The 26,517-nt window shown below is 48.8% G+C and carries 25 protein-coding genes and 1 pseudogene; 21 read left to right on the top strand and 5 right to left on the bottom strand.

The genetic code is table 11. The annotated features are described in order from the left end of the window. Positions 1 to 156: 156 nt before the first annotated feature. Positions 157 to 924, bottom strand: coding sequence for a type III pantothenate kinase (locus ACZM6M_RS05030; protein WP_337434337.1), 768 nt, complete (start codon positions 922 to 924; stop codon positions 157 to 159). Positions 925 to 1,020: 96 nt separating this feature from the next. On the opposite strand from ACZM6M_RS05030, the gene coaBC reads away from it, so the two are divergent. The 8 genes from coaBC to ACZM6M_RS04990 all read left to right on the top strand — a co-directional run bounded on the left by coaBC (position 1,021) and on the right by ACZM6M_RS04990 (position 9,326). Continuing rightward, entirely contained in the window at positions 1,021 to 2,220 is a 1,200-nt protein-coding gene (gene coaBC / locus ACZM6M_RS05025; RefSeq protein ID WP_337932877.1) for a bifunctional phosphopantothenoylcysteine decarboxylase/phosphopantothenate--cysteine ligase CoaBC, read from the top strand. A 156-nt stretch (positions 2,221 to 2,376) separates the two neighbouring features. Continuing rightward, complete coding sequence (locus ACZM6M_RS05020; RefSeq protein WP_417045399.1) at positions 2,377 to 3,981, top strand: peptide chain release factor 3; 1,605 nt, start codon at positions 2,377 to 2,379, stop codon at positions 3,979 to 3,981. A 55-nt stretch (positions 3,982 to 4,036) separates the two neighbouring features. Further along, a complete protein-coding gene (locus tag ACZM6M_RS05015) occupies positions 4,037 to 4,483 on the top strand; it encodes a GatB/YqeY domain-containing protein (protein ID WP_066547384.1) in 447 nt (148 codons plus the stop codon). 40 nt (positions 4,484 to 4,523) lie between these two features. Next, entirely contained in the window at positions 4,524 to 5,927 is a 1,404-nt protein-coding gene (locus ACZM6M_RS05010; RefSeq protein WP_337434334.1) for a Sapep family Mn(2+)-dependent dipeptidase, read from the top strand. Positions 5,928 to 6,303: 376 nt separating this feature from the next. After that, on the top strand, positions 6,304 to 7,320 hold the full coding sequence (locus tag ACZM6M_RS05005) for a methionine ABC transporter ATP-binding protein (protein WP_296037794.1): 1,017 nt from the start codon (positions 6,304 to 6,306) through the stop codon (positions 7,318 to 7,320). A 2-nt stretch (positions 7,321 to 7,322) separates the two neighbouring features. Beyond that, positions 7,323 to 7,988: a methionine ABC transporter permease gene (locus ACZM6M_RS05000; RefSeq protein ID WP_296037792.1), complete on the top strand. Its 666-nt coding sequence runs from the start codon at positions 7,323 to 7,325 to the stop codon at positions 7,986 to 7,988. Between the two features lie 73 nt (positions 7,989 to 8,061). Continuing rightward, on the top strand, positions 8,062 to 8,949 hold the full coding sequence (locus ACZM6M_RS04995) for a MetQ/NlpA family ABC transporter substrate-binding protein (RefSeq protein ID WP_066547400.1): 888 nt from the start codon (positions 8,062 to 8,064) through the stop codon (positions 8,947 to 8,949). Positions 8,950 to 9,065: 116 nt separating this feature from the next. Beyond that, positions 9,066 to 9,326: a PRC-barrel domain-containing protein gene (locus ACZM6M_RS04990; protein WP_066547403.1), complete on the top strand. Its 261-nt coding sequence runs from the start codon at positions 9,066 to 9,068 to the stop codon at positions 9,324 to 9,326. Between the two features lie 236 nt (positions 9,327 to 9,562). On the opposite strand, the gene aroD is transcribed toward ACZM6M_RS04990, so the two are convergent. Continuing rightward, positions 9,563 to 10,321 (bottom strand): type I 3-dehydroquinate dehydratase, encoded by a 759-nt coding sequence (gene aroD / locus ACZM6M_RS04985; RefSeq protein WP_489489828.1) that lies wholly within the window; start codon positions 10,319 to 10,321, stop codon positions 9,563 to 9,565. A gap of 186 nt (positions 10,322 to 10,507) precedes the next feature. Between aroD and nrdR the strand changes: the two genes are divergently transcribed. The 13 genes from nrdR (at position 10,508) to ACZM6M_RS04920 (ending at position 24,045) form a co-directional block, all read left to right on the top strand. Further along, positions 10,508 to 10,960 (top strand): transcriptional regulator NrdR, encoded by a 453-nt coding sequence (nrdR, locus tag ACZM6M_RS04980; protein WP_066547409.1) that lies wholly within the window; start codon positions 10,508 to 10,510, stop codon positions 10,958 to 10,960. 18 nt (positions 10,961 to 10,978) lie between these two features. Beyond that, positions 10,979 to 11,500 (top strand): YqeG family HAD IIIA-type phosphatase, encoded by a 522-nt coding sequence (locus ACZM6M_RS04975; protein ID WP_489489826.1) that lies wholly within the window; start codon positions 10,979 to 10,981, stop codon positions 11,498 to 11,500. Between the two features lie 112 nt (positions 11,501 to 11,612). After that, the gene (gene efp / locus ACZM6M_RS04970) at positions 11,613 to 12,170 is read left to right on the top strand and encodes an elongation factor P (protein WP_066547415.1); all 558 of its coding nucleotides are present in this window, start codon (positions 11,613 to 11,615) and stop codon (positions 12,168 to 12,170) included. Positions 12,171 to 12,263: 93 nt separating this feature from the next. Continuing rightward, positions 12,264 to 14,051, top strand: a complete 1,788-nt coding sequence (argS, locus tag ACZM6M_RS04965; protein WP_066547416.1) for an arginine--tRNA ligase — start codon at positions 12,264 to 12,266, stop codon at positions 14,049 to 14,051. Between the two features lie 36 nt (positions 14,052 to 14,087). Next, positions 14,088 to 17,267, top strand: coding sequence for a DEAD/DEAH box helicase (locus ACZM6M_RS04960; RefSeq protein WP_489489864.1), 3,180 nt, complete (start codon positions 14,088 to 14,090; stop codon positions 17,265 to 17,267). 36 nt (positions 17,268 to 17,303) lie between these two features. Continuing rightward, a complete protein-coding gene (locus ACZM6M_RS04955) occupies positions 17,304 to 17,930 on the top strand; it encodes a flavodoxin family protein (protein ID WP_066547418.1) in 627 nt (208 codons plus the stop codon). A 267-nt stretch (positions 17,931 to 18,197) separates the two neighbouring features. Next, a complete protein-coding gene (gene rsxC, locus ACZM6M_RS04950) occupies positions 18,198 to 19,523 on the top strand; it encodes an electron transport complex subunit RsxC (protein ID WP_418496257.1) in 1,326 nt (441 codons plus the stop codon). A gap of 15 nt (positions 19,524 to 19,538) precedes the next feature. After that, on the top strand, positions 19,539 to 20,480 hold the full coding sequence (locus tag ACZM6M_RS04945; RefSeq protein ID WP_337434331.1) for an RnfABCDGE type electron transport complex subunit D: 942 nt from the start codon (positions 19,539 to 19,541) through the stop codon (positions 20,478 to 20,480). Then, positions 20,477 to 21,085, top strand: coding sequence for an RnfABCDGE type electron transport complex subunit G (locus ACZM6M_RS04940; protein WP_066547425.1), 609 nt, complete (start codon positions 20,477 to 20,479; stop codon positions 21,083 to 21,085). Before ACZM6M_RS04945 ends, ACZM6M_RS04940 begins: the two co-directional genes overlap by 4 nt. Before the next feature lie 12 nt (positions 21,086 to 21,097). Then, positions 21,098 to 21,775 (top strand): electron transport complex subunit RsxE, encoded by a 678-nt coding sequence (rsxE, locus tag ACZM6M_RS04935; protein WP_489489822.1) that lies wholly within the window; start codon positions 21,098 to 21,100, stop codon positions 21,773 to 21,775. Between the two features lie 13 nt (positions 21,776 to 21,788). Further along, positions 21,789 to 22,364 (top strand): electron transport complex protein RnfA, encoded by a 576-nt coding sequence (locus ACZM6M_RS04930; protein WP_066547432.1) that lies wholly within the window; start codon positions 21,789 to 21,791, stop codon positions 22,362 to 22,364. A 15-nt stretch (positions 22,365 to 22,379) separates the two neighbouring features. Continuing rightward, entirely contained in the window at positions 22,380 to 23,180 is an 801-nt protein-coding gene (locus ACZM6M_RS04925; RefSeq protein WP_066547435.1) for an RnfABCDGE type electron transport complex subunit B, read from the top strand. A gap of 85 nt (positions 23,181 to 23,265) precedes the next feature. Then, the gene (locus tag ACZM6M_RS04920; RefSeq protein WP_066547439.1) at positions 23,266 to 24,045 is read left to right on the top strand and encodes a Cof-type HAD-IIB family hydrolase; all 780 of its coding nucleotides are present in this window, start codon (positions 23,266 to 23,268) and stop codon (positions 24,043 to 24,045) included. Positions 24,046 to 24,096: 51 nt separating this feature from the next. Here ACZM6M_RS04920 and ACZM6M_RS04915 read toward each other — a convergent pair whose 3' ends face one another. The 3 genes and pseudogenes from ACZM6M_RS04915 to ACZM6M_RS04905 form a co-directional block, all read right to left on the bottom strand. Continuing rightward, a complete protein-coding gene (locus ACZM6M_RS04915; protein ID WP_143331346.1) occupies positions 24,097 to 24,255 on the bottom strand; it encodes an ABC transporter ATP-binding protein/permease in 159 nt (52 codons plus the stop codon). Then, on the bottom strand, positions 24,252 to 24,782 hold the full coding sequence (locus ACZM6M_RS04910) for an ABC transporter transmembrane domain-containing protein (protein ID WP_418494053.1): 531 nt from the start codon (positions 24,780 to 24,782) through the stop codon (positions 24,252 to 24,254). The genes ACZM6M_RS04915 and ACZM6M_RS04910 overlap by 4 nt, the downstream gene beginning before the upstream one ends. Then, positions 24,782 to 26,439, bottom strand: a pseudogene (locus ACZM6M_RS04905) (ABC transporter ATP-binding protein). Before ACZM6M_RS04905 ends, ACZM6M_RS04910 begins: the two are co-directional and overlap by 1 nt. Positions 26,440 to 26,517 lie beyond the last annotated feature (78 nt).

The raw sequence follows: 26,517 nt of genomic DNA, 5'->3' as shown, positions 1-26,517 counted from the left end.
TATTTCCATTCCGGCTATAAGAGAATGATGGACGGATACGGACGGTTTTATACTTTTTTTTCTATCCAGAAAATGGGAATCGCAGCAGAGACAAGGCAGATGCAAATAAAAACAGCCGCCGTTTCTGGCGGGTTTCCAAAAACAGCGGCTTGTTTGTTACTGGGTATTTTTCCGGTACAGGATCAGAAGCCCTTTTAGAAGAAGGGCGTCGTCATATATGATTTTATGCCTGCACAGAGGCGTGATAAAGCGGGCCAGACCTCCGGTGGCGATGACAGTGGGAGCTTCGCCAAGCTCCTTTTCCATTCGGTCTAAGAGGCCGTCGATCATATCCACATTGCTGAAAATGATGCCGGCTCTCATGCAGTCAATGGTATTCTTTCCAATGACCTTATCCGGCACTTCAAGGCTGATGTAGGGAAGCTGGGCAGTTTTTCCGCTTAAAGAGTTTAAGGATACACGCAGGCCGGGAAGGATCACGCCTCCGATATAATTTCCCTGCTTATCAGCTACGCTCATGGTGGTAGCGGTACCCATGTCGATTACCACCAGAGGAAGAGGGTGCTCATGGATGGCGGCGGCTACATCTACGATCAGGTCGCTGCCAAGGGTTTTGGGATTGTCCATCAGAATATTGATGCCTGTTTTAATGCCGGGACCCACTAAAAGCGGACGGACGCCCACAATCTTTTCCACAGCCCGCAGGATGGTGGAGTTTAAGGGGGGGACCACAGAAGAGAGAATGGCTCCCTCGATGGCAGAGGGATGAATCTCATGCATTTCCAGAACGTTTTTAATCGTGACTGCATATTCGGTATCCGTGCGGTTCTGGTCTGTAGTGACCCGCTCGATAAAATATGTCTTTGTCTCATCAATTCCGCCGATCACGGTATTTGTATTTCCCATATCAATGGCTAAAATCATATAGAAGACTCCTTTCTGCGGATGGTATTTCCATCAAAGAAAAATTGTGCTATGATTGTAACATAGAAAAAACGGAAAGACAACCGGAGGAAGCGTATGTTAAAAGGAAAAACCATACTCCTTGGAGTTACGGGCAGCATTGCTGCCTATAAGATCGCAAACCTGGCCAGCGCCCTGGTAAAGCAGGGAGCAAGCGTCCATGTGCTTATGACGAAAAATGCTGTGAATTTTATCAATCCCATTACCTTTGAGACACTGACCGGCCATAAATGTCTGGTAGACACCTTTGACCGGAATTTTGAATTCAGCGTAGAGCATGTATCACTGGCAAAGACGGCAGACGTCTTTTTGGTGGCCCCGGCCTCTGCCAATGTAATCGGAAAGCTGGCCCACGGGATCGCAGACGATATGCTGACCACTACCTTTATGGCCTGCACCTGTCCGAAGATCGTCTCGCCTGCCATGAACACGCGGATGTATGAAAATGAAATCCTTCAGGATAACTTAAAGGTTCTGGAGCATTATCACATCCAGGTCATCCGTCCGGCGACGGGGTATCTGGCCTGCGGCGATACAGGGGCGGGAAAGATGCCGGAGCCGGAGCTCCTTCTGGAATACATCCGATGCGCCCTTGCTCCCAAAGACTTAAAGGGAAAGAAAATTCTTGTTACCGCAGGCCCTACCAGAGAGGCCATTGATCCGGTGCGCTATATTACGAATCATTCCACAGGGAAAATGGGGTATGCCATTGCAGAGGCGGCTGCATACCGCGGAGCAGATGTGACCCTTGTCACAGGCCCCGTATCCATAAAGGCGCCTCTGTTTGTGAAAACCGTACCGGCAGAGAGCGCAAAACAGATGTATGAGGCAGTTACAGGGGCGGCGAAAGAGCAGGATATCATTATCAAGGCAGCAGCAGTGGCAGATTACCGTCCCGCCCATCAGGCAGAGGATAAGATTAAAAAATCCGAAGGCGACATGAAGATTGAACTGGAACGCACGGATGATATTTTAGGCTGGCTGGGAGCTCACCGCCATGAAGGCCAGTTCCTTTGCGGCTTTTCCATGGAAACAAGAGACCTTCTGGCAAATTCAAGGGCCAAACTGGAACGCAAGAACATTGATATGATCGTGGCTAACAATCTGAAAACAGAGGGAGCCGGCTTCGGTACAGACACTAACGTAGTGACCCTGATCACCAAAGAAGGACAGACAGAGCTTCCCAAGATGACGAAACAGGAGGTAGCCCACCGCCTGTTGGACGAGATCAGGAACCGTCTTGACTTTACCCTTTAATCATAATAAAATATGTAGGATACCAGGGGCAAAAGGTTCGAAATCCGACGCAAGCCTGCTTGCAGGAGGATTTTGGATCTTGGGCGGTGCCCCAACATCATATGAACAGCTCGTCCCCTTAAGGGGCGCAATCAGCAGGAACGGAGGATAAGACCATTGTCACAGACAGATGATCAGATGATAGAACAGATAAAAAAGCGCAGAACCTTTGCCATTATTTCCCACCCCGATGCAGGTAAAACCACACTGACAGAGAAATTCCTTCTTTATGGAGGCGCCATCAATCTGGCAGGTACGGTAAAGGGCCGCAAGGCGGCAAAGCATGCAGTTTCCGACTGGATGGATATTGAGAAGGAGAGAGGTATTTCCGTTACTTCTTCCGCCATGCAGTTTAATTATGACGGATTCTGCATCAACATCCTGGATACGCCGGGCCATCAGGATTTCTCAGAGGATACTTACCGTACCCTTATGGCGGCTGATTCCGCGGTCATGGTAATTGACGGCTCCAAGGGTGTGGAGGCCCAGACTATTAAGCTCTTTAAGGTCTGTGTCATGCGCCACATCCCGATTTTTACATTTATTAACAAATTTGACCGTGAGGCCAGAGATCCATATGAGCTTTTGGACGAGATCGAGGAGGTGCTGGGCATCCGCACCTGTCCGGTGAACTGGCCCATCGGCTGCGGAAAGAATTTCAAGGGTGTTTACGACCGCTTTACAAAGAAAATTTCCACTTTTACCGCTGCCATGGGAGGCGCAAAGGAGGTTGCAACCAGGGAATTTGAGGCAGAAAGCCCGGAGGCAGAATCCGTCATCGGCCCCATTTATTACCAGCAGCTGATGGACGACATTGAGCTTTTGGACGGCGCCAGCGATGAGCTGGATATGGATCGGGTGCAGAGGGGAGATCTTTCTCCTGTATTTTTCGGTTCTGCCCTTACGAATTTCGGTGTGGAGACCTTTTTGGAGCATTTCCTGAAAATGACCACCTCTCCCCTGCCAAGAAAGTCTCTTACAGGAGAGATCGATCCATTCCGCAAGGACTTTTCCGCCTTTGTCTTTAAAATCCAGGCAAATATGAACAAGGCCCACAGAGACAGGATCGCTTTTATGCGTATCTGCTCCGGAAAGTTCGAGGCAGGCATGGAAGTGAACCACGTTCAGGGCGGAAAAAAGATCCGCTTAACACAGCCTCAGCAGCTTATGGCACAGGATCGTAAGATCGTGGAAGAGGCGTATGCGGGCGATATTATCGGCGTATTTGATCCGGGCATTTTCTCTATCGGAGATACGCTGTGCACATCCAATGAAAAGTTTGAATTTGAGGGGATCCCGACCTTTGCGCCGGAGCATTTTGCAAGAGTGCGCCAGGTGGATACCATGAAGCGCAAGCAGTTTATCAAGGGGATCAACCAGATTGCCCAGGAGGGTGCGATCCAGATTTTCCAGGAATTTAACACAGGTATGGAAGAGATCATCGTAGGCGTAGTAGGCGTACTTCAGTTTGAGGTATTAACCTACCGTCTGCAGAGCGAATACAATGTAGAGGTTATCCTGGAAAAACTGCCTTATGAGCATATCCGCTGGGTGGAGAATCCTCAGGAGGTGGATGTGGCCCGTCTGATGGGAACCTCCGACATGAAGCGCATCTGCGACTTAAAGGGAAATCCTCTGCTTTTATTTATCAACAGCTGGAGCGTAGGTATGGTATTAGACCGCAATCCGGGTCTTAAATTAAGCGAGTTCGGCACCAATTAGCAGACAGGTTTCCTGTCCGGCTGCTGTGCCCTCATAGATAAAGGAGGTTTTAGAGATGTCAAAGGTAGAAGTAGTAAGAGCCGCTATGGTACAGGCCATGAAGGCAAAGGATAAGGCAAGAAAGGAGTCCCTTTCCATGCTGCTTTCCGCTCTTAAAAATGCGGAGATCGACAAGAGAGAGCCCCTGACTGAGGCCGAGGAAAATGCAGTTGTCAAAAAGGAAATCAAGCAGACACAGGAGACGTATGACCTAGCTCCTGCAGACCGTGAAGATATCCGCAGCGAAGCTGCCCAGAGACTGGCTGTATATAAGGAATTTGCTCCGGAGGATATGAGTGTGGATCAGATCCGCCAGGTGATCGCAGAGGTTCTTGCAGAGCTGGGGATCGATGCGCCCTCTCCCAAGGATAAGGGTGCGATCATGAAGGTTCTGATGCCCAGAGTGAAGGGAAAGGCAGACGGAAAGGTTGTAAACGAAACATTGGCAGGTATGTTTAAGTAAATAAGTGCCCATACAAAAAGGGCGGCAAAAGGAGGACAATATGTACAGAAAAGAAATAGAGGGATTTATCGATTCCCACAGGCAGGAGATGATTGACGATATCTGCAAGCTCTGCCGGATTAACAGTGAGAAAATGCCCTATACCGAGGGAAAGCCTTATGGCGACGGCGCATTTGATGCCCTTCACGCTGCTCTGGCTATGATGGAGGATTATGGTTTTTCCATTACCAATTATGATAACTATGTGGGAACAGCTGATTTAAATGATAAGGAGCGCCAGCTGGATATCCTGGCACATCTGGATGTGGTTCCCGCAGGAGAGGGTTGGACCGTTACAGAGCCCTTTGAGCCTGTGGAAAAGGATGGAAAGCTGTATGGCCGCGGTACGGCAGATGACAAGGGGCCGGCAGTGGCTGCTCTTTATGCCATGCGTGCCATAAAGGAGCTTGGCATCCCTGTAAAGAAAAATGTGCGCCTGATTTTGGGAACCGATGAGGAGTGCGGAAGCAGCGATATCGAGGTGTACTATAAGCGTGAGAAGGAAGCACCCATGACATTTTCACCGGATGCCTCCTTCCCTGTGATCAATATTGAAAAGGGACGCATCCCAGGGGGCTTTTCTGCTTCTTTTGAAGCTTCTGAGGCTCTGCCAAAGATTGTTTCCATTGACGCTGGCATTAAGGTAAATGTAGTTCCCGGCAAGGCAAAGGCCGTAGTGGCAGGTCTTGAAGCAGAGGTTCTCACTCAGGCTGCGGATGCGGTTGAAAAGCAGACGGGACTTTCCTTCAGCTTTGGAGAGACGGAGGACGGAATCCAGATTACTGTTGAAGGAAAGGGCGCTCATGCATCCACTCCGGATGAGGGAAATAATGCTCTTACAGGCCTGTTATCCTATCTGGTAAGCCTGCCGCTGGCAGACTGCCCTCAGCTTCAGGCAGTAAAGAGCCTTGTAACCCTCTTCCCTCATGGTGATACCAGAGGAAAGGCTGTAGGAATCGCCATGGAGGATGAACTTTCCGGTCCTCTGACCCTGGCATTTGATATGCTCACCCTGGATAAAGACCACCTGGAGGGAGCGTTTGACTGTCGTGCCTGTCTGTGTGCTACGGAGGAGAACAGCTTAAATGTGATCCGCGCCCGTATGGCAGAGGAAGGCCTTACCTTACAGGCAGACCATATGACAGCGCCTCACCATGTAGACGGAAACTCCCATTTTGTAAAGACACTTTTAAAGGCCTATGAGGAGTATACCGGATTAGAGGGACATTGTGAGTCCACAGGAGGCGGAACCTATGTGCATCATCTGGAAAATGGAGTTGCCTTCGGCGCTTCCATGCCAGGTACTGACAATAAGATGCACGGAGCCGACGAGTTTGCAGTGATTGACGAGCTTCTTACCAGTGCAAAGATTTTTGCTCAGGTAATCGTAGATCTGTGCTGTTAATTGCCTAATTGCCTTTCAGAGCCGGATGGCAGGAAAAAATTCTTGACAAACCGGTATAAGTGCGGTATCTTTAAAACTGACATTATTCCTAGCAGTATTATAGGAAATGATTACCAGTCCAGGCAGGAGGATTTTCATGAATCAGTTCAAAGCCATGCAGAATATGGATATGATGAACAGCATGTACATGTGCTGTGTATCCGCGTGCTTTGAAAACTGAATGGGAAACGATCTGTATGGATTTGGAATCATGATATCAATATATTTTGGAGAACGTATCATTCGGGGTTGCAGGTCCGTGCAGGACTGCGGCCCCGTTTTGTTTCTTAGCCGGAGGATGGGAAACAGGGGAAGGATTAGAGAAAGGAATGAAGAAATGGATCAGAATAAAGAAGAGGCCATCATACGCCTGGAAGGTCTGGGCAAACAGTTTGCCACGTCAAACGGGACCGTGACTGCTTTAGATGACATCAATCTGGAAATCCGCCGGGGAGAGATTTTTGGTATCATCGGTCTTTCCGGAGCAGGAAAGAGTACCCTGGTGCGCTGTATCAACTATCTGGAGGAACCTACCTCCGGCCGGGTAATCTTTGAGGGAAAAAATCTTTCCGCCATGAAGGAAAAGGAAAAGCGTCTGGCAAGACAGTCCATGGGAATGATCTTTCAGCAGTTTAACCTGCTGGCCCAGAGAAATGTGCTGCAGAACGTGTGCTTTCCCATGGAGATTGCTCATATGGACAGCAGAAAGGCCAAAGAGAGGGCAAAGGAGCTGTTAAAGCTGGTTGGACTGGAAGAGCGGATGAACGCATATCCGGCCCAGCTTTCCGGCGGACAGAAGCAGAGAGTTGCCATTGCAAGAGCCATGGCGACAAATCCCAGAGTTTTATTATGCGATGAGGCAACAAGCGCCCTGGATCCCAATACGACAAAGTCCATTTTGGAGCTGCTAAAAAAGATTAACCGGGAAATGGGGATCACAGTGATCATGATCACTCATGAGATGGCAGTCATTGAGGCCATCTGCGACCGGGTGGCGATCATCGACCACAGCCATATTGCAGAGTCGGGCAAGGTATCGGATATCTTTTCCGGTCCCAAATCTGATATCGGACGCCAGCTGATTTTAGGAGATACCTCTGATCAGACAAAGAATTTCGGCGGTTCCCGTATGATCCGTGTGATTTTTGACGGACGGGAATCCTCTGAGCCGATCATCGCAAATATGATCCTGGCCTGCAAGGCCCCGGTGAATATCATGCATGCGGATACCAGAGATATCGAGGGAAAGGCTATGGGGCAGATGCTTCTGCAGCTTCCTGAGGATACCGTGGATGCAGACCGGATCTGCAATTATCTGAGAACAGCCGGAGTAACATTTGAGGAGGTGCACTAGAGATGACCTTTGATCAGACAACGATCGATATGCTTTTAAAAGGAATCTGGGAAACCATATACATGGTTTCACTTTCCTCATTTTTATCCTATGTGATCGGTATTCCCGTGGGAATTGCCCTTGTAGTCACAGACAGGGATGGAATCAGTCCCTTTCCGTTGTTTAACAAGGTGCTTGGCGTTGTGATCAATCTCCTTCGCTCCATTCCCTTCATCATCCTTCTTGTAATGGTCATCCCATTTACCCGCATGATCGTAGGAAAGATCATCGGACCCAATGCAGCGGTAGTGCCTCTGGTGATTTCCGCGTTTCCTTACATCAGCCGTATGGTGGAGTCCTCTTTAAAGGAGGTTGACGCAGGAGTGATCGAGGCAGCCAAGTCCATGGGTGCGTCTGCGGGACAGATTATATGGAAGGTGCTTCTTCCAGAGGCCAAGCCATCCCTTTTAGTGGGGGCTGCCATTTCCATTACAACGATTATCGGCTACTCTGCCATGGCAGGTACGGTAGGTGCAGGCGGTCTGGGAGATATTGCCATCCGTTACGGTTACCACAGATATGAGACAGAGATGATGCTCATTACAGTAGCCCTTCTTGTAGTGATCGTACAGATTGTTCAGGAAGTATTTATGCGCATATCAAGAAAGAGCGATAAGAGGATCCGGTAAAACGGATCTTAAGCGGCTTAAAAACCGCAGAATACATATCAGGGCCCTGGGCCTGAAAAGAGGAGGAACTATTATGAAAAGAAAGACATTAGAAACAGCAGTAATCGCAGCAGCATTAGCTGCATCCCTGTTAACCGGCTGCTCCAAACCGGCCGAGGAGACAACAGCAGCGGCAGAAAAGCAGGAAAGCAAAGCCGATGCAGGACAGGAAAAGAAAGAGAGCCCTGAAAAACTGGAAGAGCTGACCGTAGGCGCAAGCCCTGCCCCCCATGCGGAGATTCTGGAGGCTGCCAGAGAGGTTTTGGCTTCTAAAGGCTATGACTTAAAGATTGTAGAGTACACAGATTATGTGCTTCCGAACAATGCGCTGGATTCCGGTGATCTGGATGCAAACTATTTCCAGCACCAGCCTTATCTGGATTCCTTTAATGCCCAGAACGGCACAGAGCTTTCCGGTGTGGCGGTGATCCACTATGAGCCCTTTGGTATCTATGCAGGAAAGAGCGCTTCTTTAGACGCGATTCCGGAAAAGGGAACTGTTCTTGTTCCAAATGACCTGACAAATGAGGCAAGAGCCCTTCTTCTTTTAGAGGCCCAGGGCCTGATCACCTTAAAGGAGGATGCAGGTCTGGAAGCAACGAAAAATGATATTGTAGAAAATCCAAAGAACCTTGATATTGTAGAGATCGAGGCAGCCCAGCTTCCCCGTTCCTTACAGGACGGCGATGTGGCAGTTATCAATGGAAACTATGCCATCGAGGCGGGCTTAAAGGTAAGCGACGCTTTGGCAACAGAGGACGCGGAATCTCTGGCAGCCCAGACCTACGGAAACGTGATCGCCGTAAGAGCGGGTGAAGAGGAAAGTCCAAAAACAAAGGCTCTCATTGAGGCGCTTACGAGTGATGAGGTAAAATCATTTATGGAAAGTACCTATGAGGGTGCGGTTGTCCCTGTATTCTAAATTTTATATTTGAAATTCCCTGTGCATAGGGAGCAGAATGGGCCGGAAATGAATACTTCCGGCTCTTTCTGCGTATATATGGATAAGAAATAAAACTGCCAGGCAGGAGGGGAAAAATGACGATTTGCGATCTCAAACAGAAAGAGGTCATAAATATAAAGGACTGCAAACGCCTGGGTTTCGTAGGAGATGTGGATTTTGATATGAAAACGGGATGCATGACCGCTTTGATCGTTCCGGGGCCCGGATGCATCTGCGGTTTTCTGGGGAGGGAAAAGGAGTATATCATTCCCTTTTGCGATATCTGCCAGGTCGGAAATGATATTATCCTGGTGGATGTGAAGGAAAAGAATGTAGAGGAAAAGGTAAAGTGTTAAACGACTGCCTGCCAGTGACGGGGGATCACTGGCAGGCAGTCGTTTTATGAGAAAAAGCTGTATGAAAAGCTTGTGCGGGCTTTTGACTTTGGAAGGGAGTGCCGGAGCTGTTGGGGGGGATGAACCGGCACTCTGTAAGGAAACACTGACTAAAAACTAACACATTTTTTGCTGAAAGGGAAGGGGAATTACTGAAAATGAAATATATTTACTATTATAGAAATACCCTATGTCTGCTACAGATTATTATGAAGAATATCCAGCACACATTTTAGCTCTCTGGCATCGATCTGTCCGGGAGCGGATGCCTGTCCTGCCAGACCAAAAGTAAGACAGGAGCCAAAGATTTCCCCCCAGACACGGCTGATGAGCCCTGTTCCCGCCATGGCCATGGTGACTACAGGACAGGTGAGCTGGCGTCGGGCTGTAACGGTAGCTGTAAGCAGCGTAAGCACATCTTCCGGACACCGGGGCATCACGGCGATTTTTGCAATATCGGCTCCCAGCTTTTCCATGTGGCGCAGCCGTGACAGGAGTTCTCCGCAGGAGGGGGTGGAGTAAAAGTCATGACTGGAAAAAATGGTTTTTACTCCTTTTTCTTTTGCAAGAGCTGTAAGCTCTGTAATGCTGTCCGGATCAGAGAAAAGTTCGATATCGATCAGATCGATACAGCCGGAGGCGATTGCCTCCATAGCCAGTGTTTTATATTGCTGAGTCGAGGCCTGGCGCTGTCCGCCTTCTTTTGTGGTACGGAAGGTGAAAATAAGAGGCGTATTTCCCAAATGTTCTCTGAGACGGGGAAGAAGACCAGTCAGCCGCCCTTCATTAAAAATATCATTCATGTAGTCTGTCCGCCATTCCACCAGATCCGCCGGATAGGAAGAGAGCGCTTTGATCTCCTCAAAAAGAGCTTCATCCGAAGCTCCCACAAGAGGAATACAGACCTTGGGAGTGCCTTCTCCCAGACGCAGATTTCTTACATATACACAATTCATATTGATCCGCCTTTCACTGCAGTATAGTTTGTTTTTTTATTATAGCAAAAAAATTCCGATCCATCCAATGATTTTCATTGGTCTGGTTACAAAGTTCTTGCACTTGAGAAGTGTTTCGGTTAAAATAAATGCAAATAAAGACATAAATTGTCATCATTTTATATAAAGAAGGGAAGTGCAAGCCATATGAAATGCCCCTATTGTAATGAAGCAGATACGAAAGTAATTGATTCCCGTCCCGCAGACGATAACAGTTCCATCCGCAGACGCCGCCAGTGCGAGCGCTGCGGGAAGCGTTTTACAACCTATGAAAAACTGGAAACCATGCCCCTTATGGTGATTAAAAAGGATAATACCAGAGAGGCATATGACCGCTCCAAGATTGAAGCCGGTATCATCCACTCCTGCCATAAGCGCCCCGTATCTCCCCAGCAGATCGGAGTTATGATCGATGAGATTGAGAATCAGATTTTTAATCGGGAGGAGAGAGAGATATCTACTGCGGTGATCGGTGAACTGGTTATGGAAAAGCTTAAGCAGGTGGACGAGGTTGCATATGTGCGTTTTGCTTCCGTGTACAGAGAGTTTAAGGACGTGAGCACCTTTATGGAGGAGCTGGGAAAACTTCTCAAAAAATAGGAGAAAGGCAAAAGGATTATGTTTGAACCATTTTACCCTCAGGAAATTTGGGACTCCACATATGATATCCCCTTTGAAACCTGGAAGGACAGGGGGATTAAGGGCGTGATCTTTGATATTGACAATACGCTGGTGCCTCATGGCGCACCTGCCGATGAGAGAGCCATTGCTTTGTTTGAACATTTAAAAAAGCTGGGATTTAAAACCTGTCTTCTTTCTAATAATAAAGAAGCCAGAGTAAAGCCTTTTGCGTCGCAGGTGAAAAGTCCTTATATCCATAAGGGAGGAAAGCCCTCAAAGAGAGGGTATAAAAATGCCATGGCCTGTATGGGGACAGGGCCGAAGGAAACTCTCTTTGTGGGAGACCAGCTGTTTACGGACGTATATGGAGCAAACCGGGCAGGACTTAAAAGCATTCTTGTAAATCCCATTGACCCTAAAGAGGAGATACAGATCGTGCTCAAACGGTATCTGGAACGGCCTGTGCTTTATTTTTACAGAAAAAGCCGTAAAAAGAACTTGAAAAACATGGACACATAGTATAAAATATAAAAGATTAGATATACAGGGGACCGCCAAAGGCAGGTCATGCCCTGGCGGGCGCTGGAGAGAAAAGCGTCCTGTACAAAGAACGTTAAGGAGGAATATCTTTATGATATCAGCAGGCGATTTTAGAAATGGAATTACACTGGAGATCGAAGGACAGGTAGTGCAGATCCTTGAGTTCCAGCACGTTAAACCAGGCAAGGGCGCTGCTTTCGTACGTACCAAGTTAAAAAATGTGATCAACGGCGGTGTGGTTGAGCGCACCTTCCGTCCAACTGAGAAATTCCCGGCAGCAAGAATTGACCGTGTAGATATGCAGTATCTGTATGCAGACGGCGATCTGTACAACTTTATGAACACAGAGAACTACGAGCAGCTGGCATTAAACCAGGATCTGATCGGCGATGCGTTAAAGTTCGTTAAGGAAAACGAGATCTGCAAGGTCTGCTCCTACAACGGCAACGTATTCTCTGTAGAGCCTCCTCTTTTTGTAGAGCTGGAGATCACAGATACAGAGCCGGGCTTTAAGGGCGATACAGCAACCGGTGCAAGCAAGCCTGCAACTGTAGAGACCGGCGCTGTTGTAAGCGTACCGCTGTTCGTAGAGATCGGCGACAGGATCAAGATCGATACAAGAACCGGCGAGTATCTGTCCCGTGTATAATTCATTTGTATGTGAGAAAATGTAGGATTGCTCCGGCTTCACTGCCGGGGCAGTTTTGCATCTATAAGAAGTGCAGAAAAGGAGAAACGTGGAGTGAAGAAAATTCTGGATCTGATGGAGCAGAAGCTTAAGGCGGCCTTTACAGCCTGCGGCTATGAGGATAAATTTGCCAAGGTGGTTTTGTCCAACCGGCCGGATCTGTGCGAGTACCAGTGCAACGGAGCCATGGCAGCAGCCAAGGCGTATAAAACCAAGCCGATTGATATTGCAAATGCGGTAGTGGAAAAATTGACAGCAGAAAGGGAGCAGCCCATGTTTGGCGAAGCAGTGGCTGTGATGCCTGGTTTTATCAATCTGAAGCTGTCAGAGGCGTTTCTGGCAGATTATATGAAGGGTATGGCAGAGGCGGACAAGCTGGGACTGGAAGAACCTGAAAAGAAGGAAACGATCATCGTGGATTACGGCGGCGCCAATGTGGCAAAGCCCCTTCATGTGGGCCATCTGCGTTCTGCTATTATCGGAGAGAGCATCAAGCGCATGGGCCGTTTTATGGGATATGAGATGATCGGTGATGTTCATCTGGGCGACTGGGGACTGCAGATGGGTCTGATCATCGAAGAATTAAGGGACAGAAAACCGGAACTGGTATACTTTGATGAATCCTATACGGGTGAGTATCCCACAGAGGCTCCCTTTACCATCAGTGAGCTGGAGGAGATTTATCCGGCAGCCAGCGCCAAATCAAAGGTGGATGAAGCGTTTAAGGAGAGAGCTCATCAGGCGACCTTAAAGCTTCAGAAGGGATATAAGCCCTTCAGAGCCATCTGGGATCACATTCTGGCTGTATCTGTGGCAGACCTTAAGAAGAATTACTCTAATTTAAATGTAGATTTCGATCTCTGGAAGGGCGAAAGCGACGCAGAGCCATATATTGACCATATGGTGCAGATGCTCATTGACAAAGGACTGGCCTATGAAAGCCAGGGCGCCCTGGTTGTGGATGTGGCCCAAGAGGGCGATACTAAGGAGATTCCTCCCTGTCTGATCCGTAAATCAGACGGAGCTTCCCTTTATGCTACCTCTGATCTTGCCACGATCGTTGAGAGGGAACAGGATTTTAAACCAGACCGCTATATTTATGTAGTAGATAAGCGCCAGGCTATGCATTTTGAGCAGGTATTCCGGGTGTCCAGAAAGGCAGAAATCGTAAAGCCGGATACAAAGATGATCTTTTTGGGCTTCGGCACCATGAACGGCAAGGACGGAAAGCCTTTTAAAACAAGAGAAGGCGGCGTGATGCGTCTGGAAAAGCTGATCTCAGATATTGATGAGGCTGTATTTAACCGCATCATGGAAAACCGTACTGTATCAGAAGAGGAGGCAAGGGAGACTGCAAAGGTAGTGGGTCTTGCTGCGTTAAAGTATGGCGATCTGTCCAATCAGGCTTCTAAGGATTATATATTTGATATGGATCGGTTTATTTCCTTTGAAGGAAATACAGGTCCCTACATCCTTTATACCATTGTGCGTATTAAGTCCATTCTTGGAAAATACAAGGAAAATGGAGGAAGTGTCAGCGAGCTGGCCGCTGAGAAAAAGATCCTTCCGGCAGCAGGAGCTTCTGAAAAGGCCCTTATGCTTCAGCTGGCAAAATACAGCGAGGTACTGGAAAACAGCTTTGCAGAAACAGCTCCGCACAAGATCTGCCAGTATGTCTATGAGACTGCTAATGCATTTAACAGTTTTTACCACGATACCAAGATCCTCTCTGAGGAAGATGAGGCCAGAAAGGACAGCTACATCGGCCTGATCACCCTTACTAAGCGGGTGCTTGAGACTTGTATCGGCCTTCTGGGGATCGAAGCGCCGGAGCGGATGTAAACCAGAGCCTGTAAAGGCAGGATGGATTTCATGTCAATGAAGATTGAAAAAATGGAAACCAGCAGCTTTTGGAAAGGAGAGGCTGGTGTAAAGGGCCTGGTAGAAGACCAGGCCCATACTTATAAGGTTCAGCTGTATCTTAAAAATGACCAGGTAAGGGATTATTCCTGTACCTGTGCAGAAGGGAATTCTTACAGGGGCATCTGCGCCCATGGGGAGGCCCTTTTTGCATATTATAAGAAATATAAAAAGGAAGCCCTGAAGCCTCCGATCCGTACTTCTTTTCAGGCTCATGCCATGATCCGGGAGTATACAAACCGTGCAGTAGCGGATATTCTGGAAGAAGAGGAGGGCTCCCAGGTACGCATCGAACCAGTGTTGTTTCTGGAAGGCCGGGATATACAGGCGGAATTTAAGATCGGAAGAGAGCGTATGTATGCATTGAGAGATCTTCCGGCCTTCTGTACAGCCCTAGAGGGGGGAGCTTACGTATCCTATGGAAAGGAGCTGGCCTTCCATCATCAAAGAACGGTCTTTGAACCGGTATCGAGGCTGCTCGTGGATCTGATCCTGGAGCTTATGGAGCATCAGAAGGCTCTCAGACGCGTGACTTTAGGCAGACTGGACCGGGATCGGTTTTTTGAGATTTTATTAAAAAATACATCAGGAGAAAAAGGGCTGGAGGTTCGCCTGCCTCAGGGCAGCGGAGGGATATTTTCTCTGGAATGCTCAGAGCCGGAACTGGCGGTTCTGGTAAGCCGGTACGGGAGAGATGGTATTCGGGTACGTTTGGAGGGGGTTCTGGAACAGGATGGTGAACAGGAAACCCCTCAGGCAGTGCAGGCAGTTTTTGGAGGAAGCCGTCATTTATATCTTGCAGCCGGAAAGCGTCTGTATTGCTGCGGTGAAGCATTTTCACGTTCGGCAGCGATTTTCCTGGAACAGATCCGCACAGACAGAGAAAGCCAGATCCTGATAGCAGATAAGGATATTCCTCTTTTTCAGCAGCGAGTATTAAAACGGATCCAAGGATACAGCCGGATCCGTCTGGAGGAAGTGGAATTAGACCAGTATGAGCCGGAACCGTTAAAGGCAGAGTTTTACTTTGAAGCAGGAGAAGATGGAACGCTCTATATGGAGCCATATCTGTCTTATGGAGAATACAGGTTTCATCCCATAGAAGATGAAGCACTTCCCAGAACGGTCTGTCGGGATGTACCGGGGGAATTTAAGATCAGCCAGGTCATTGGAACGTATTTTAAATGCAAAAGCAGCACAGACGGACGTTTGGTGATCCGCAAGGATGAGGATGCCCTGTATCGTCTGCTGGGTACCGGGATGGATGAATTTAAGGCTCTGGGAGAGGTTTATCTGGCAGAAAATATGAAAAACTGGAGAGTGATCCGAACACCAGGGATAAAAGCAGAGGTACGTCTGGCAGCCGGGTGGCTGGAGCTTACGGTGGATTCGGAAGAGTTTTCTGTGAAGGAACTGACAAAAATCCTGGAGGCCTACAGCCAGAAAAAGAAGTATTACCGTTTAAAAACAGGACAGTTTTTAGAGCTGGGAGAAGGGGGCATCTATACAGTGATGCGCCTGGCAAAGGAACTTGGCATAACGAAAAAAGAACTGGAAGCAGGACAGATCCGGCTCCCGTCCTATCGGGCTGTGTATGTGGATCATCTTTTAAAAGAGGGGTCAGGAGTGGCGCTTTACAGAGACCGGTTGTTTAAGGCTGTGATTCGGGGGATCAGTTCTGTAGAAGACAGCTCAGATCCGCTCCCTGAGGCTTTGGAAGGTGTGCTGAGAGAATACCAGAAAACAGGATATCGCTGGATGAAAACTCTGGATCAGTACGGGTTTGGCGGGATTTTAGCGGATGATATGGGGCTTGGAAAAACGCTTCAGACCATTGCTCTTTTGGAGGATGCCTACAGCCGGGGGGAGACGCTTCCCAGCCTTATTGTCTGTCCGGCTTCTCTGGTATATAATTGGGAATGTGAGATCAGGAGGTTTGCTCCGAAACGGCGCGTCTGGTCTTTGGCCGGCTCCAGTACGGCCAGAGGGGAACTGCTGCAGTCTGTAAGGGAAAATCCTTCGTTCTGCCAGATCCTGATCACATCCTACGATCTTTTAAAACGGGATATTTCTCTTTATCAGGACATCCGTTTCCGATTTCAGATTATTGACGAGGCCCAGTATATTAAAAATGCAGCCACACAGAGCGCTCGTGCGGTAAAGGCAGTCAGCGCACAGTCACGGTTTGCGCTTACGGGGACGCCGGTGGAAAACAGGCTGGGAGAGCTGTGGAGCATTTTTGATTACCTGATGCCAGGCTTTTTATTTGGTCCGTCGGTTTTTCATAAAGAGTATGAGGTGGCGGTTTTAAGAGATCAGGATCAGGAGGCGCTTTTGAAGCTGAAGCGGCTGATTGGTCCCTTTGTGCTGCGCCGTGTGAAAAAGGATGTATTAAAAGAGCTTCCTGATAAGATCGAGCAGGTGGTATATTCCCATCTGGAGGGAGAGCAGAGGATGCTTTATGTGGCTAAAGCCCTGGAACTGAAACGTACATTTTCTCAGGATATGCCGGGAAATGGGGCAAAGCTTCAGATCCTTTCCGGTCTTATGCGCCTGCGGCAGATCTGCTGCGATCCCGGATTGTGCCTGGAGGGATGGAGATCCGGTTCGGCTAAGCTGGAAACCTGTATGGATCTGATCCGGCGGGGAACAGAGGGAGAACATAAAATCCTTCTTTTTTCTCAGTTTACCTCTATGCTGGAGCGGATCAGCCGCCGGCTGGAAAAAGAAGGGATTGAGAGTATCTGTTTAACAGGAGCCGTGCCGAAGGAAGAGCGATTAAAGCTGGTGGAGCGGTTTTCAAAGGAGAATGTTCCTGTTTTTCTCATCAGCCTCAAGGCAGGAGGAACGGGGTTAAACCTTACAGCAGCGGATATTGTGATCCATTATGATCCCTGGTGGAATGTGGCCGCCCAGAACCAGGCCACAGACAGGGCTCACCGCATTGGCCAGGAAAAACAGGTCACAGTTTACCGTCTGATTACCAAAGATACCATTGAGGAAAATATTTTAAACCTTCAGGAGGCAAAGAGAGCGCTGGCAGATCAGATTGTCACAGGGGAAGGGATTTCCCTGTCTGATCTTACCGCAAAAGAGCTTTTGGACTGTATCGGAGAGATATCAGAAGATTCTGTTTAAGAAGAAAATAAAAAATCAAGCAGGAGGATATAGAATATGAAAGTATTGATGTTAAACGGAAGCCCGCACAAAGAGGGATGCACATGGAGAGCGCTGTGTGAGATTGCAAAGGAACTAGAAAAGGAAGGAATTGAGTCTGAAATTCTTCACATTGGCGGACAGCAGGTATGGGGCTGCATGGGCTGCGGAGCCTGCGGCACACTGGGAAAATGTGTCCATGATGAGGATCTGGTAAATACGGCAGTCGCTAAGATGAAGGAATGCGACGGTCTGATCGTTGGCTCTCCGGTTCATTATGCATCTGCCAGCGGAGCCATAACCTCCTTTTTAGACCGTTTCTTCTACTGCGGCGGAAGCGCTGCAGCTCATAAGCCGGGAGCGGCCATCGCCTCCGCCAGAAGAGCAGGAACCACAGCAACTCTGGACCAGTTAAATAAATATTTTACCTTTAATCAGATGCCGGTGGTTTCATCCCAGTATTGGAACATGGTCCATGGAAGAAGTGCAGAGGAAACCGTTCAGGACGAGGAAGGAATGCAGATCATGCGTACCCTTGGCCGGAATATGGCATGGCTTTTAAAGTGCATTGAGGCCGGAAGAAAGGCTGGAATTACGGTTCCTGAGGCGGAACCGGAGAAAAAGCGCACCAGCTTTATCCGTTAAATGTCTGAGACGAAAGATGTCACAGCCGTAGATTGGAATGCAGCAGAGCGAAATAGTTCTGCTGCATTTTTTGGATTAAAGTGAACAAATTAGAAAACAATGCTTAATTGATAAAAAATAAACAAAATAATTAAAAATTTAACGAGTGGTTTACATATTGTATACACGCTTTATTTATGCTATACTGATAAGGCTGTGAAAGATCTATAAAAAGTGTGAAAGATTCACAAAAAAAGAGAAAATGTACAAGAAAGAAGGGAAAAATCTATGGGTCTGGCGACTTTTAAAGGCGGTATCCATCCGTATGAAGGAAAAGAACTGTCTGAAAGCAAACCGATTCAGGTCCTGCTTCCAAAGGGCGAACTGGTTTATCCTATGTCTCAGCACATAGGTGCTCCTGCAAAACCGCTGGTTGCAAAAGGCGACCGGGTTTTAGCGGGGCAGAAGATCGGAGAGGCAGGCGGATTTATTTCTGCAAATGTAATCTGCTCCGTGTCCGGTACAGTAAAGGCCATCGAGCCGAGACGGACGGCTAACGGCGCTATGGTTCCGTCTGTGATCGTTGAAAATGACGGAGCCTATGAGACGGTAGAGGGGCTGGGAGAGGACAGAAATCCGGGGACACTGTCAAAAGAAGAGATCCGTTCCATTGTCAAGGAAGCAGGCATCGTGGGACTGGGCGGCGCAGGCTTCCCGACTCATGTAAAGCTTACCCCAAAGGACGAGAACGCCATTGATTACGTTATTGTAAACGGAGCGGAGTGCGAGCCTTATCTGACCAGCGACTACCGTCTGATGGTAGAGGAGCCGGAGAAGTTAGTAGGAGGCTTAAAGGTCATCCTTCAGCTCTTTGACAATGCCAAAGGCGTGATCGCGGTGGAGAACAATAAGCCGGAGGCCATTAAAAAGCTGGAAGAGCTTGTAAAGGATGAGCCAAGGATTACCGTATGTCCTCTGCTTACCAAGTATCCTCAGGGCGGTGAGCGTTCCATTATCTATGCAGTAACCGGAAGAAAGGTAAATTCCTCTATGCTTCCTGCCGATGCAGGCTGCATTGTAGATAATGTAGATACAGTTATTTCTATTTATATGGCGGTATGCAAGAGCACGCCTCTGATGCGCAAGATCATCACCATTACCGGCGATGCGGTCAATACGCCCTGCAACTTCAATGTAAAGCTGGGAACCAATTATCAGGAGCTCATCGAGGCTGCAGGCGGCTTTAAGGAGGAGCCGGAGAAGATTATTTCCGGAGGTCCCATGATGGGACAGGCACTCTTTACCGTGGATATCCCTGTAAGCAAAACTTCCTCTGCGCTGACCTGTTTTACAAAGGATCAGGTATCTGCCCTGGAGCCTACGGCCTGCATCCGCTGCGGCCGCTGCGTAAGCGTATGTCCAAGCCGCATTGTTCCTGTGATGATGATGCAGGCAGCTTTGAGAAATGACTGTGAGCGTTTTGAGAAGGTCAACGGCATGGAGTGTATGGAGTGCGGAAGCTGCACCTATATCTGTCCGGCCAGACGTCCTCTGACTCAGGCCTTTAAGGAAATGAGAAAGACCGTTGCGGCAAACCGCAGGAAGAAAGGGTAGGAGGGTACAAAAGTCATGAATAAATTATTAAATGTATCTTCATCTCCTCATGTGAGATGCAGCGTGGATACACAGAGCCTGATGCTGGACGTGGCCATCGCCATGCTTCCCGCGGCAGCCTTTGGCGTATACAACTTTGGCTTTCATGCGCTGTTTGTGATACTGGCAACTGTAGCTGCCTGTATTGCAAGCGAATATGTATATGAGAAGCTGATGCACCGTCCCATTACCATTATGGACGGCAGCGCCCTGGTAACGGGTATGATCCTGGCGCTGAATATGCCTCCGGAGATTCCGGTTTGGATTCCTGTGATCGGCGGTATTTTTGCGATCGTCGTAGTAAAGCAGCTGTACGGCGGCCTGGGACAGAACTTCATGAACCCGGCTCTGGCAGCAAGATGCTTTCTCCTGATCTCCTTTGCGGGCCATATGAATAATTTCTCATCCGCAAAGCTGGGCTTTGACAGCGTCTCAGGAGCCACTCCTTTAGCCTCCATGCGGGCAGGGGGAAGCGTGGATCTGGCCGCTATGGTTGTAGGACGGATTCCCGGAACCATCGGTGAGGTTTCTGTGATCGCACTTTTGATCGGCGGCATCTACCTGATCGTAAAGAAAGTCATCAGCTGGAAGATTCCTGTGACATACATAGCTACCCTGGCTGTATTTGTATTTATCTTCGGCGGCTTTGACGCCAATTATGTGCTTGCCCAGGTATGCGGCGGCGGTCTGATCTTCGGAGCGTTCTTTATGGCGACCGATTATGTTACCAGCCCCATTACACCTATGGGACAGATCGTATTCGGAATCATGCTGGGACTTTTAACCGGTATCTTCCGTCTGTGGGGCGCTTCTCCTGAGGGCGTTTCCTACGCTATCATCCTGTGCAACCTTTTCGTGCCCATGATCGAGCGCGTGACCCTTCCAAAAGCATTCGGAAAGGAGGCTAAAAAGGCATGAAAGGAATTATGAAAGATGCATTTCTTCTCTTTGTCATCACACTGGTAGCAGGCGCCTGTCTGGGTGCAGTCCACGAGGTGACCTTAGAGCCTATCGCAAAGGCCCAGCTGGCAGCCAATACAGCTACCTACAAGGAGGTATTTCCTGAGGCGGCTTCCTTTGAACAGACCGATGAGTTAAAGGCAGCAGTAGAGGCCGGAGCAGCCCAGATTGCAGAGCAGGGCTTTGGAAACGTATCCATTGACGCAGCCCAGGAGGCTCTGGCTGAGGACGGAACTCTGCTTGGCTACCTGATTACCGCAAGCTCCAATGACGGTTACAATGGCCTGGTGCAGATCTCGGCAGGCATTACTGCGGAGGGAACGCTGACAGGTATCGGCTTTTTAAGCATCAGCGAGACTCCTGGTCTTGGCATGAAGGCTTCAGAGCCGGAGTTTAAGGGCCAGTTTACAGGAAAGGCAGCCCAGACTCTGGAGGTAACAAAAACAGCGCCTTCGGCTGACAACCAGATTCAGGCCATCAGCGGCGCAACTTATACATCCAATGCAGTAACCGGAGCGGCAAATGCGGCCATCTATTTTGTAGAAAACTGCATCGGAGAGTAGGAGGCGTAAGAGATGAATAAATATACGGAACGAATTTATAACGGCGTATGGAAGGAAAACCCCATCTTAATCCAGATGCTGGGCCTTTGTCCTACGTTAGCAGTAACCACCTCCGCTACCAACGGTGCGGGTATGGGACTTTCCACCACGGCGGTTCTGGTTGCGGCAAATATTGTGATCTCCGCCCTGAGAAATATTATTCCCGCCCGTGTGCGGCTTCCAGGCGAGATCGTAGTGGTAGCTTCTCTGGTTACCATTGTAGATATGCTGATGGAAGGCTTTACCCCTTCCCTTTACAGTGCTCTGGGAATCTATATTCCCCTGATTGTTGTAAACTGTATCATCCTGGGCCGTGCAGAGGCCTTTGCAATGAAGAACAAGCCCCTCATTTCTGCCTTTGACGGTCTTGGAATGGGTCTTGGCTTTACCATCGCGCTGATCCTTATCGGCGGAGCAAGAGAGCTTTTAGGGGCCGGAACGGTTTTCGGCATCCAGGTAATGCCTGCTTCCTATGAGCCTGCTGCTATCTTTATCCTGGCTCCCGGCGCCTTCTTTGTTCTGGCCTGCCTGACAGCACTTCAGAATAAGTTAAAGCTGCCATGTGCTACCAACGGCTCTGTAAAGAATAAGAAGAAACGCAAGGGCTGCAGCGGCGACTGCGCTTCCTGCAAAGAGAAGACGGAAGAATAGGAGGAAAGAGTAGATGAAAGAATTACTTGTAATTGCCGTCAGCTCCGCGTTCGTCAGCAACGTGGTGTTAAGCCAGTTCCTTGGCATCTGTTCCTTCGTCGGTGTTTCCAAGAAGGTAGAGACAGCAGCCGGTATGGGAGGTGCGGTTATCTTCGTTATCACCATCGCATCCATTGCTGCCAGCCTGCTGTATAAGCTGATCCTGCAGCCTCTGGGCCTTGATTACTTAAAAACCATTGTGTTTATTCTGGTAATCGCAGCCCTGGTGCAGATCGTGGAAATGTTCTTAAAGAAATGCATGGTATCCCTGTATAACGCTCTGGGTGTGTTCCTGCCTCTGATTACCACAAACTGCGCCGTACTGGGCGTGGCTTTAACCAATGTGCAGAATGACTACACCATCATTGAGAGTGTGGTAAATGGTGTTGCAACCGCATTTGGATATACCGTAGCCATCGTGCTGTTAGCCGGTATCCGTGAGCGTATTGAGGGAAATGATATCCCATATAACTTCCAGGGATCTCCCATTGTCCTTGTAACAGCAGGACTGATGGCTATCGCATTTTTCGGATTTTCCGGACTGCTGTAGAAGGAGGAGACGAAGATGAATATTATGGCAATTGTTATGGCTGCCGCTGTCATTGCGGTGGTAGGTATTGTAGTTGGTATCGGCCTGGGCCTCTTTGGCGAGAAGTTCAAGGTTGAAGTGGATGAAAAAGAGCTGGCGATCCGGGAGGAGCTTCCAGGCAACAACTGCGGCGGCTGCGGCTTCGCAGGCTGTGATGCTCTGGCAAAGGCCATTGCAAACGGTCAGGCTCCCGCAAATGCCTGTCCCGTAGGCGGCGCTCCCGTAGGAGAGAAGATCGCTTCCATCCTGGGTGTAGACGCAGGGGCTGCAGATAAGAAGGTAGCCTTTGTACGCTGCAAGGGAACCTGCGATAAGGCAAAAACCCTGTACACCTATACAGGAATCGAGGACTGCGCCAAAGCCACCGTTGTTCCCGGAGGCAGCCCCAAGGCCTGCAGCTACGGCTGTATGGGATTTGGCTCCTGTGTAAAGGCCTGTCAGTTTGATGCCATCCACGTGATTGACGGCGTGGCAGTGGTTGACAAGGAAAAATGTGTGGCCTGCGGTAAATGTGTGGCTGCCTGTCCAAAGGGACTGATCCAGCTTGTGCCTTACAGCGCAAAGCATCTGGTACAGTGCAGCAGCCACGACAAGGGCAAGGATGTAAAGGCAGCCTGCCAGGCCGGCTGTATCGGCTGTACCCTGTGTACCAGACAGTGTGAGTCAGATGCCATCCATATGGACAACAATCTGGCTGTGATTGACTATGACAAGTGTACTAATTGCGGCAAATGTGCAGAAAAGTGTCCTGCTAAGGTGATTCTGGAGCAGGAGTAAAAATTACGGATGTATTGAGAAACGTATAGGCAGAAGGCCGGGCGAGAGCTCCGGTCTTTTGTTATAGGGAAAAGAAGGAGTTATTATGATTAAAATTGCATTTTTTGATATAGACGGAACACTGCTCCGGTTCAGGCACAATGATCTGTCAGAACCGGTAAGATCCGCGTTAAAACAGTTACAGAAGCAGGGGATTCTTTTATGTATGGCAACGGGAAGAAGCTACCCGTTTATACCGCGCTTTGAAGGAATTGAATTTGATGTTATTCTGTCATTTAACGGCTCTTATGTCAGAAATCGGGAGGAAGTGATCCGCAAAGAGCCTCTTACAAGAGAGGATGTAAACTGTATTATAGGCAATCTAAATAAGAAGAAACGGGCAATTGCAATCAGCAATGAAGCTGTGGTGGTCACAAATGGAACCGATCCGGATCTGGAACAGTACTTTGCATTCGGAAATGAAGAAATGATAATTTCCGAAAAATTCAATGACATTTCCAGGGAAGACATTTATCAGATTATGTGCAGCTGCACAAAGGATGAATACGAGGAAATTCTTGAAGGAACCAAACGTGCACAGATCACTTCCTGGTGGGACAGGGCGGCGGATATTATTCCGTCAAACAGCGGAAAGGGAATTGCCGTAATGGATGTATTGGATTACTATGGGATTTCAAGGGAGAAATCCATAGCGTTCGGAGACGGGAAGAATGACATCGAGATGCTGAGGGCAGTGGGGATTGGTGTAGCGATGGGAAATTCCTGTACAGAGGTAAAGGACAGCGCAGATGAAAGCTGCCTGTCGGTTGAGGAGGACGGAATTTACCATTACTTTTTAGAGCGAAATATGATTGAGGCAATTTAAAAATAAGTAAACCAGCGGGATATCGATAGAGACGTCCTGCTGGTTTACTTTTTAGGAAATGGCTTTGTCATAGAGATTCCGGTATACGCTGCAGGATTCATAGAGCGTATCGTGGGTCCCCTCTCCGCAGACAGTGCCCCGGTCCAGAACGATAATATGTCCGGCTGTCCGGGCCAGATTCATATCATGGGTGACGATGACACAAGTCACTGGGGATCCCGGACCAGCGCCCTTGCAAGAGCCAGTCTTTGCCGTTCTCCGGCGGAGAACCGAAAAGCAAATCGGCCAGTTACAAGGGATACCAGAATCAGCCACGGCACAACCACACCAATGCAGCTGGAAATGCCGTAGCTGATCCCGGAGGTATCCTGTGTGATGTGGCTGATCAGGGAGGAGGGCCTGCAGGCCTGGTACACGGACATGGGAAAGTACAAAAAATGATTCCACAGGGTTTTTCGGAGAACCTGATCGGTGTGAAAGCCGATCCATGAGCCAAAGAGGGTGGAAAGAAAACTGAGCAGCATGGAAAAGAGCGTAATCCCGGCATAATCTGCAATCAGTCCTTTGTCAAAGATTTCCCCCTGCATAATGGCGCCGGTTATCTGGGGGAGGCGGACGGTAAGCATGGAAATCACAAGTCCGAATAGAACGTCTGCCAGATACCAGATCCACGGAATACCAGAAACAGACAGAAGATGAAAAAATGGCCTCCAGGCCTGCAGTTTCTTTTGTATCATCATAAACTCCTTTCTGGAACCGGTGTGTTAAAGGACCGGCTATTTAAGAGAATGATTTCATCAACGTCCTTTACAGCGGACGTTCTGTGGGCGATGACGAATGTGGTCCGTCCTTTTCTGAGACGGGCAAGGGCCTGTTCCACCCTGTATTCTGATTCCGGATCAAGGTTCGCAGTCACCTCATCCAAAAGAAGGATTTTGGGGTTTTGGAGAAACAGCCGCGCAAGAGAGATACGCTGGCGCTGCCCTCCGGAGAGCCCGCTGCCGCCTTCTCCGATCCGGGTCATAAGGCCGTGGGGCATGGCACGTATAAAATCACTGCACTGGGAATCCTCTATGGCCTGTAAAAGCTCTTGTTCAGTTACAGGCCGGTGAATCCCATAAAGGATATTTTCGCGGATCGTTCCGGAAAAAAGATAGGGGCTCTGGGGCCCGTAGCCGATCATACGCCGCCACTGTACCAGAGGGAGTTTAAAAATATCTGTCTTACCCATGCGGATACTTCCCTGATCCGGAGAATAGAAGCGTTCCAAAAGCTGAAAAAAGTAGTTTTACCGGCCCCGCTTGGACCGACGAGGGCCGTTGTTTTCCCCTCCGGGGCTGTAAAGGTAAGATTTTTCAGTACAGGCTGATTTTCGTAGGAAAAGGATACATTTTCAAACAGGATATCTCCTTTCATCCCGTCTGAACCGGTGCAGGGATCATCAGGTTCCGTCTGTTCTGCCATAAGCTCTGTGATCCGACGGACTGCTCCCTGACTGGATTTAACGGTTCCCCAGATGCTCATGATTCTGGAAAATGAGTTTAAAAGGTTCTGGGAGTAGAGATAAAATGCAACCCAGATATCAAGGGTGATTTCATTATGGGAGATCATCCACAGTCCCAGCCCGATCATGGCAGTTGTATGGAGCAGTGAAGCAAGGTTTTTTAACTGGAGCAGAAGATTAGTGATAAGAGAATTGGAAATATTTACCTGAAACAACTGATGAATCCAGTGGTTTCCCCGTTTCTTTTCCCATTCTTCTGCACAAAATTCTTTTACCAGAGGCAGATTGGACAGGATTTCGGACAGATGACCGGTAAGCCCGGCGTTTTTTCCCTGAATCCTTTCATTCCATGAAAACTGGATTTTTCCCTGCCATACGCCGAGAGCATACAGAAGGGGGATCATAACGGCTTCCAGCGCAGCAAGCTTCCAGTGATAGGAAAAGAGGAGCACAAAGGAACCGAAAAACGTGTAGAGGGAGGACAGCACATTTCCGGGAAAAGAAACAGCCAGGTCACTGAGCTTTGCGGTGTCCTGGGTTACGCGGCTGATCAGATCCTTTGAGGGCTGTGCGTCAAAAAAAGGAACAGGAAGGCGGAGGATTTGTCTCCAGATAAGCTCGCGCAGGCGCAGAGAAACCTTTGCACTTGCAGCTGCTAAAATAAACTGGCTGACAGAGGTAATACATGCCTGTCCTGAAACAACGGCAATTACTGTACAAATAAGCGCCGGATTCAGGCTGCCGTTCATGATCTGCCGGGTATAGGAGGGAAAAAGCAGATACAGCTGGCTTGCTGCCATAGACAGAAGCGTATAGACCAGGATATAAAACCAGGGAAGTCTGGCCTGAAGCAGCAGATGGAAAAATGGTTTCCAGATAAGTCGTTTCATAGATCGCGTCTCCTTTCGTCTGACGGATCATAACATAAAAAGCCAAATCCGTGTGGGATTTGGCTTAAATGGCGTGTG

Source organism: Enterocloster sp., from assembly GCF_057861365.1.
This window is presented reverse-complemented; position numbering and strand designations above follow the sequence as displayed.

Coding starts and splice junctions, on each gene's coding strand:
- coaBC (WP_337932877.1), top strand. CDS start 1,021: ATGTTAAAAGGAAAAACCATACTCCTTGGAGTTACGGGCAGCATTGCT.
- ACZM6M_RS04995 (WP_066547400.1), top strand. CDS start 8,062: ATGAAAAGAAAGACATTAGAAACAGCAGTAATCGCAGCAGCATTAGCT.
- rsxE (WP_489489822.1), top strand. CDS start 21,098: ATGAATAAATATACGGAACGAATTTATAACGGCGTATGGAAGGAAAAC.
- ACZM6M_RS04955 (WP_066547418.1), top strand. CDS start 17,304: ATGAAAGTATTGATGTTAAACGGAAGCCCGCACAAAGAGGGATGCACA.
- ACZM6M_RS04945 (WP_337434331.1), top strand. CDS start 19,539: ATGAATAAATTATTAAATGTATCTTCATCTCCTCATGTGAGATGCAGC.
- ACZM6M_RS05010 (WP_337434334.1), top strand. CDS start 4,524: ATGTACAGAAAAGAAATAGAGGGATTTATCGATTCCCACAGGCAGGAG.
- ACZM6M_RS04975 (WP_489489826.1), top strand. CDS start 10,979: ATGTTTGAACCATTTTACCCTCAGGAAATTTGGGACTCCACATATGAT.
- ACZM6M_RS04940 (WP_066547425.1), top strand. CDS start 20,477: ATGAAAGGAATTATGAAAGATGCATTTCTTCTCTTTGTCATCACACTG.
- aroD (WP_489489828.1), bottom strand. CDS start 10,321: ATGAATTGTGTATATGTAAGAAATCTGCGTCTGGGAGAAGGCACTCCC.
- ACZM6M_RS04960 (WP_489489864.1), top strand. CDS start 14,088: ATGAAGATTGAAAAAATGGAAACCAGCAGCTTTTGGAAAGGAGAGGCT.
- ACZM6M_RS04920 (WP_066547439.1), top strand. CDS start 23,266: ATGATTAAAATTGCATTTTTTGATATAGACGGAACACTGCTCCGGTTC.
- ACZM6M_RS04990 (WP_066547403.1), top strand. CDS start 9,066: ATGACGATTTGCGATCTCAAACAGAAAGAGGTCATAAATATAAAGGAC.
- ACZM6M_RS05015 (WP_066547384.1), top strand. CDS start 4,037: ATGTCAAAGGTAGAAGTAGTAAGAGCCGCTATGGTACAGGCCATGAAG.
- nrdR (WP_066547409.1), top strand. CDS start 10,508: ATGAAATGCCCCTATTGTAATGAAGCAGATACGAAAGTAATTGATTCC.
- ACZM6M_RS05000 (WP_296037792.1), top strand. CDS start 7,323: ATGACCTTTGATCAGACAACGATCGATATGCTTTTAAAAGGAATCTGG.
- ACZM6M_RS04930 (WP_066547432.1), top strand. CDS start 21,789: ATGAAAGAATTACTTGTAATTGCCGTCAGCTCCGCGTTCGTCAGCAAC.
- ACZM6M_RS04910 (WP_418494053.1), bottom strand. CDS start 24,782: ATGATACAAAAGAAACTGCAGGCCTGGAGGCCATTTTTTCATCTTCTG.
- rsxC (WP_418496257.1), top strand. CDS start 18,198: ATGGGTCTGGCGACTTTTAAAGGCGGTATCCATCCGTATGAAGGAAAA.
- efp (WP_066547415.1), top strand. CDS start 11,613: ATGATATCAGCAGGCGATTTTAGAAATGGAATTACACTGGAGATCGAA.
- ACZM6M_RS05005 (WP_296037794.1), top strand. CDS start 6,304: ATGGATCAGAATAAAGAAGAGGCCATCATACGCCTGGAAGGTCTGGGC.
- ACZM6M_RS04925 (WP_066547435.1), top strand. CDS start 22,380: ATGAATATTATGGCAATTGTTATGGCTGCCGCTGTCATTGCGGTGGTA.
- ACZM6M_RS05030 (WP_337434337.1), bottom strand. CDS start 924: ATGATTTTAGCCATTGATATGGGAAATACAAATACCGTGATCGGCGGA.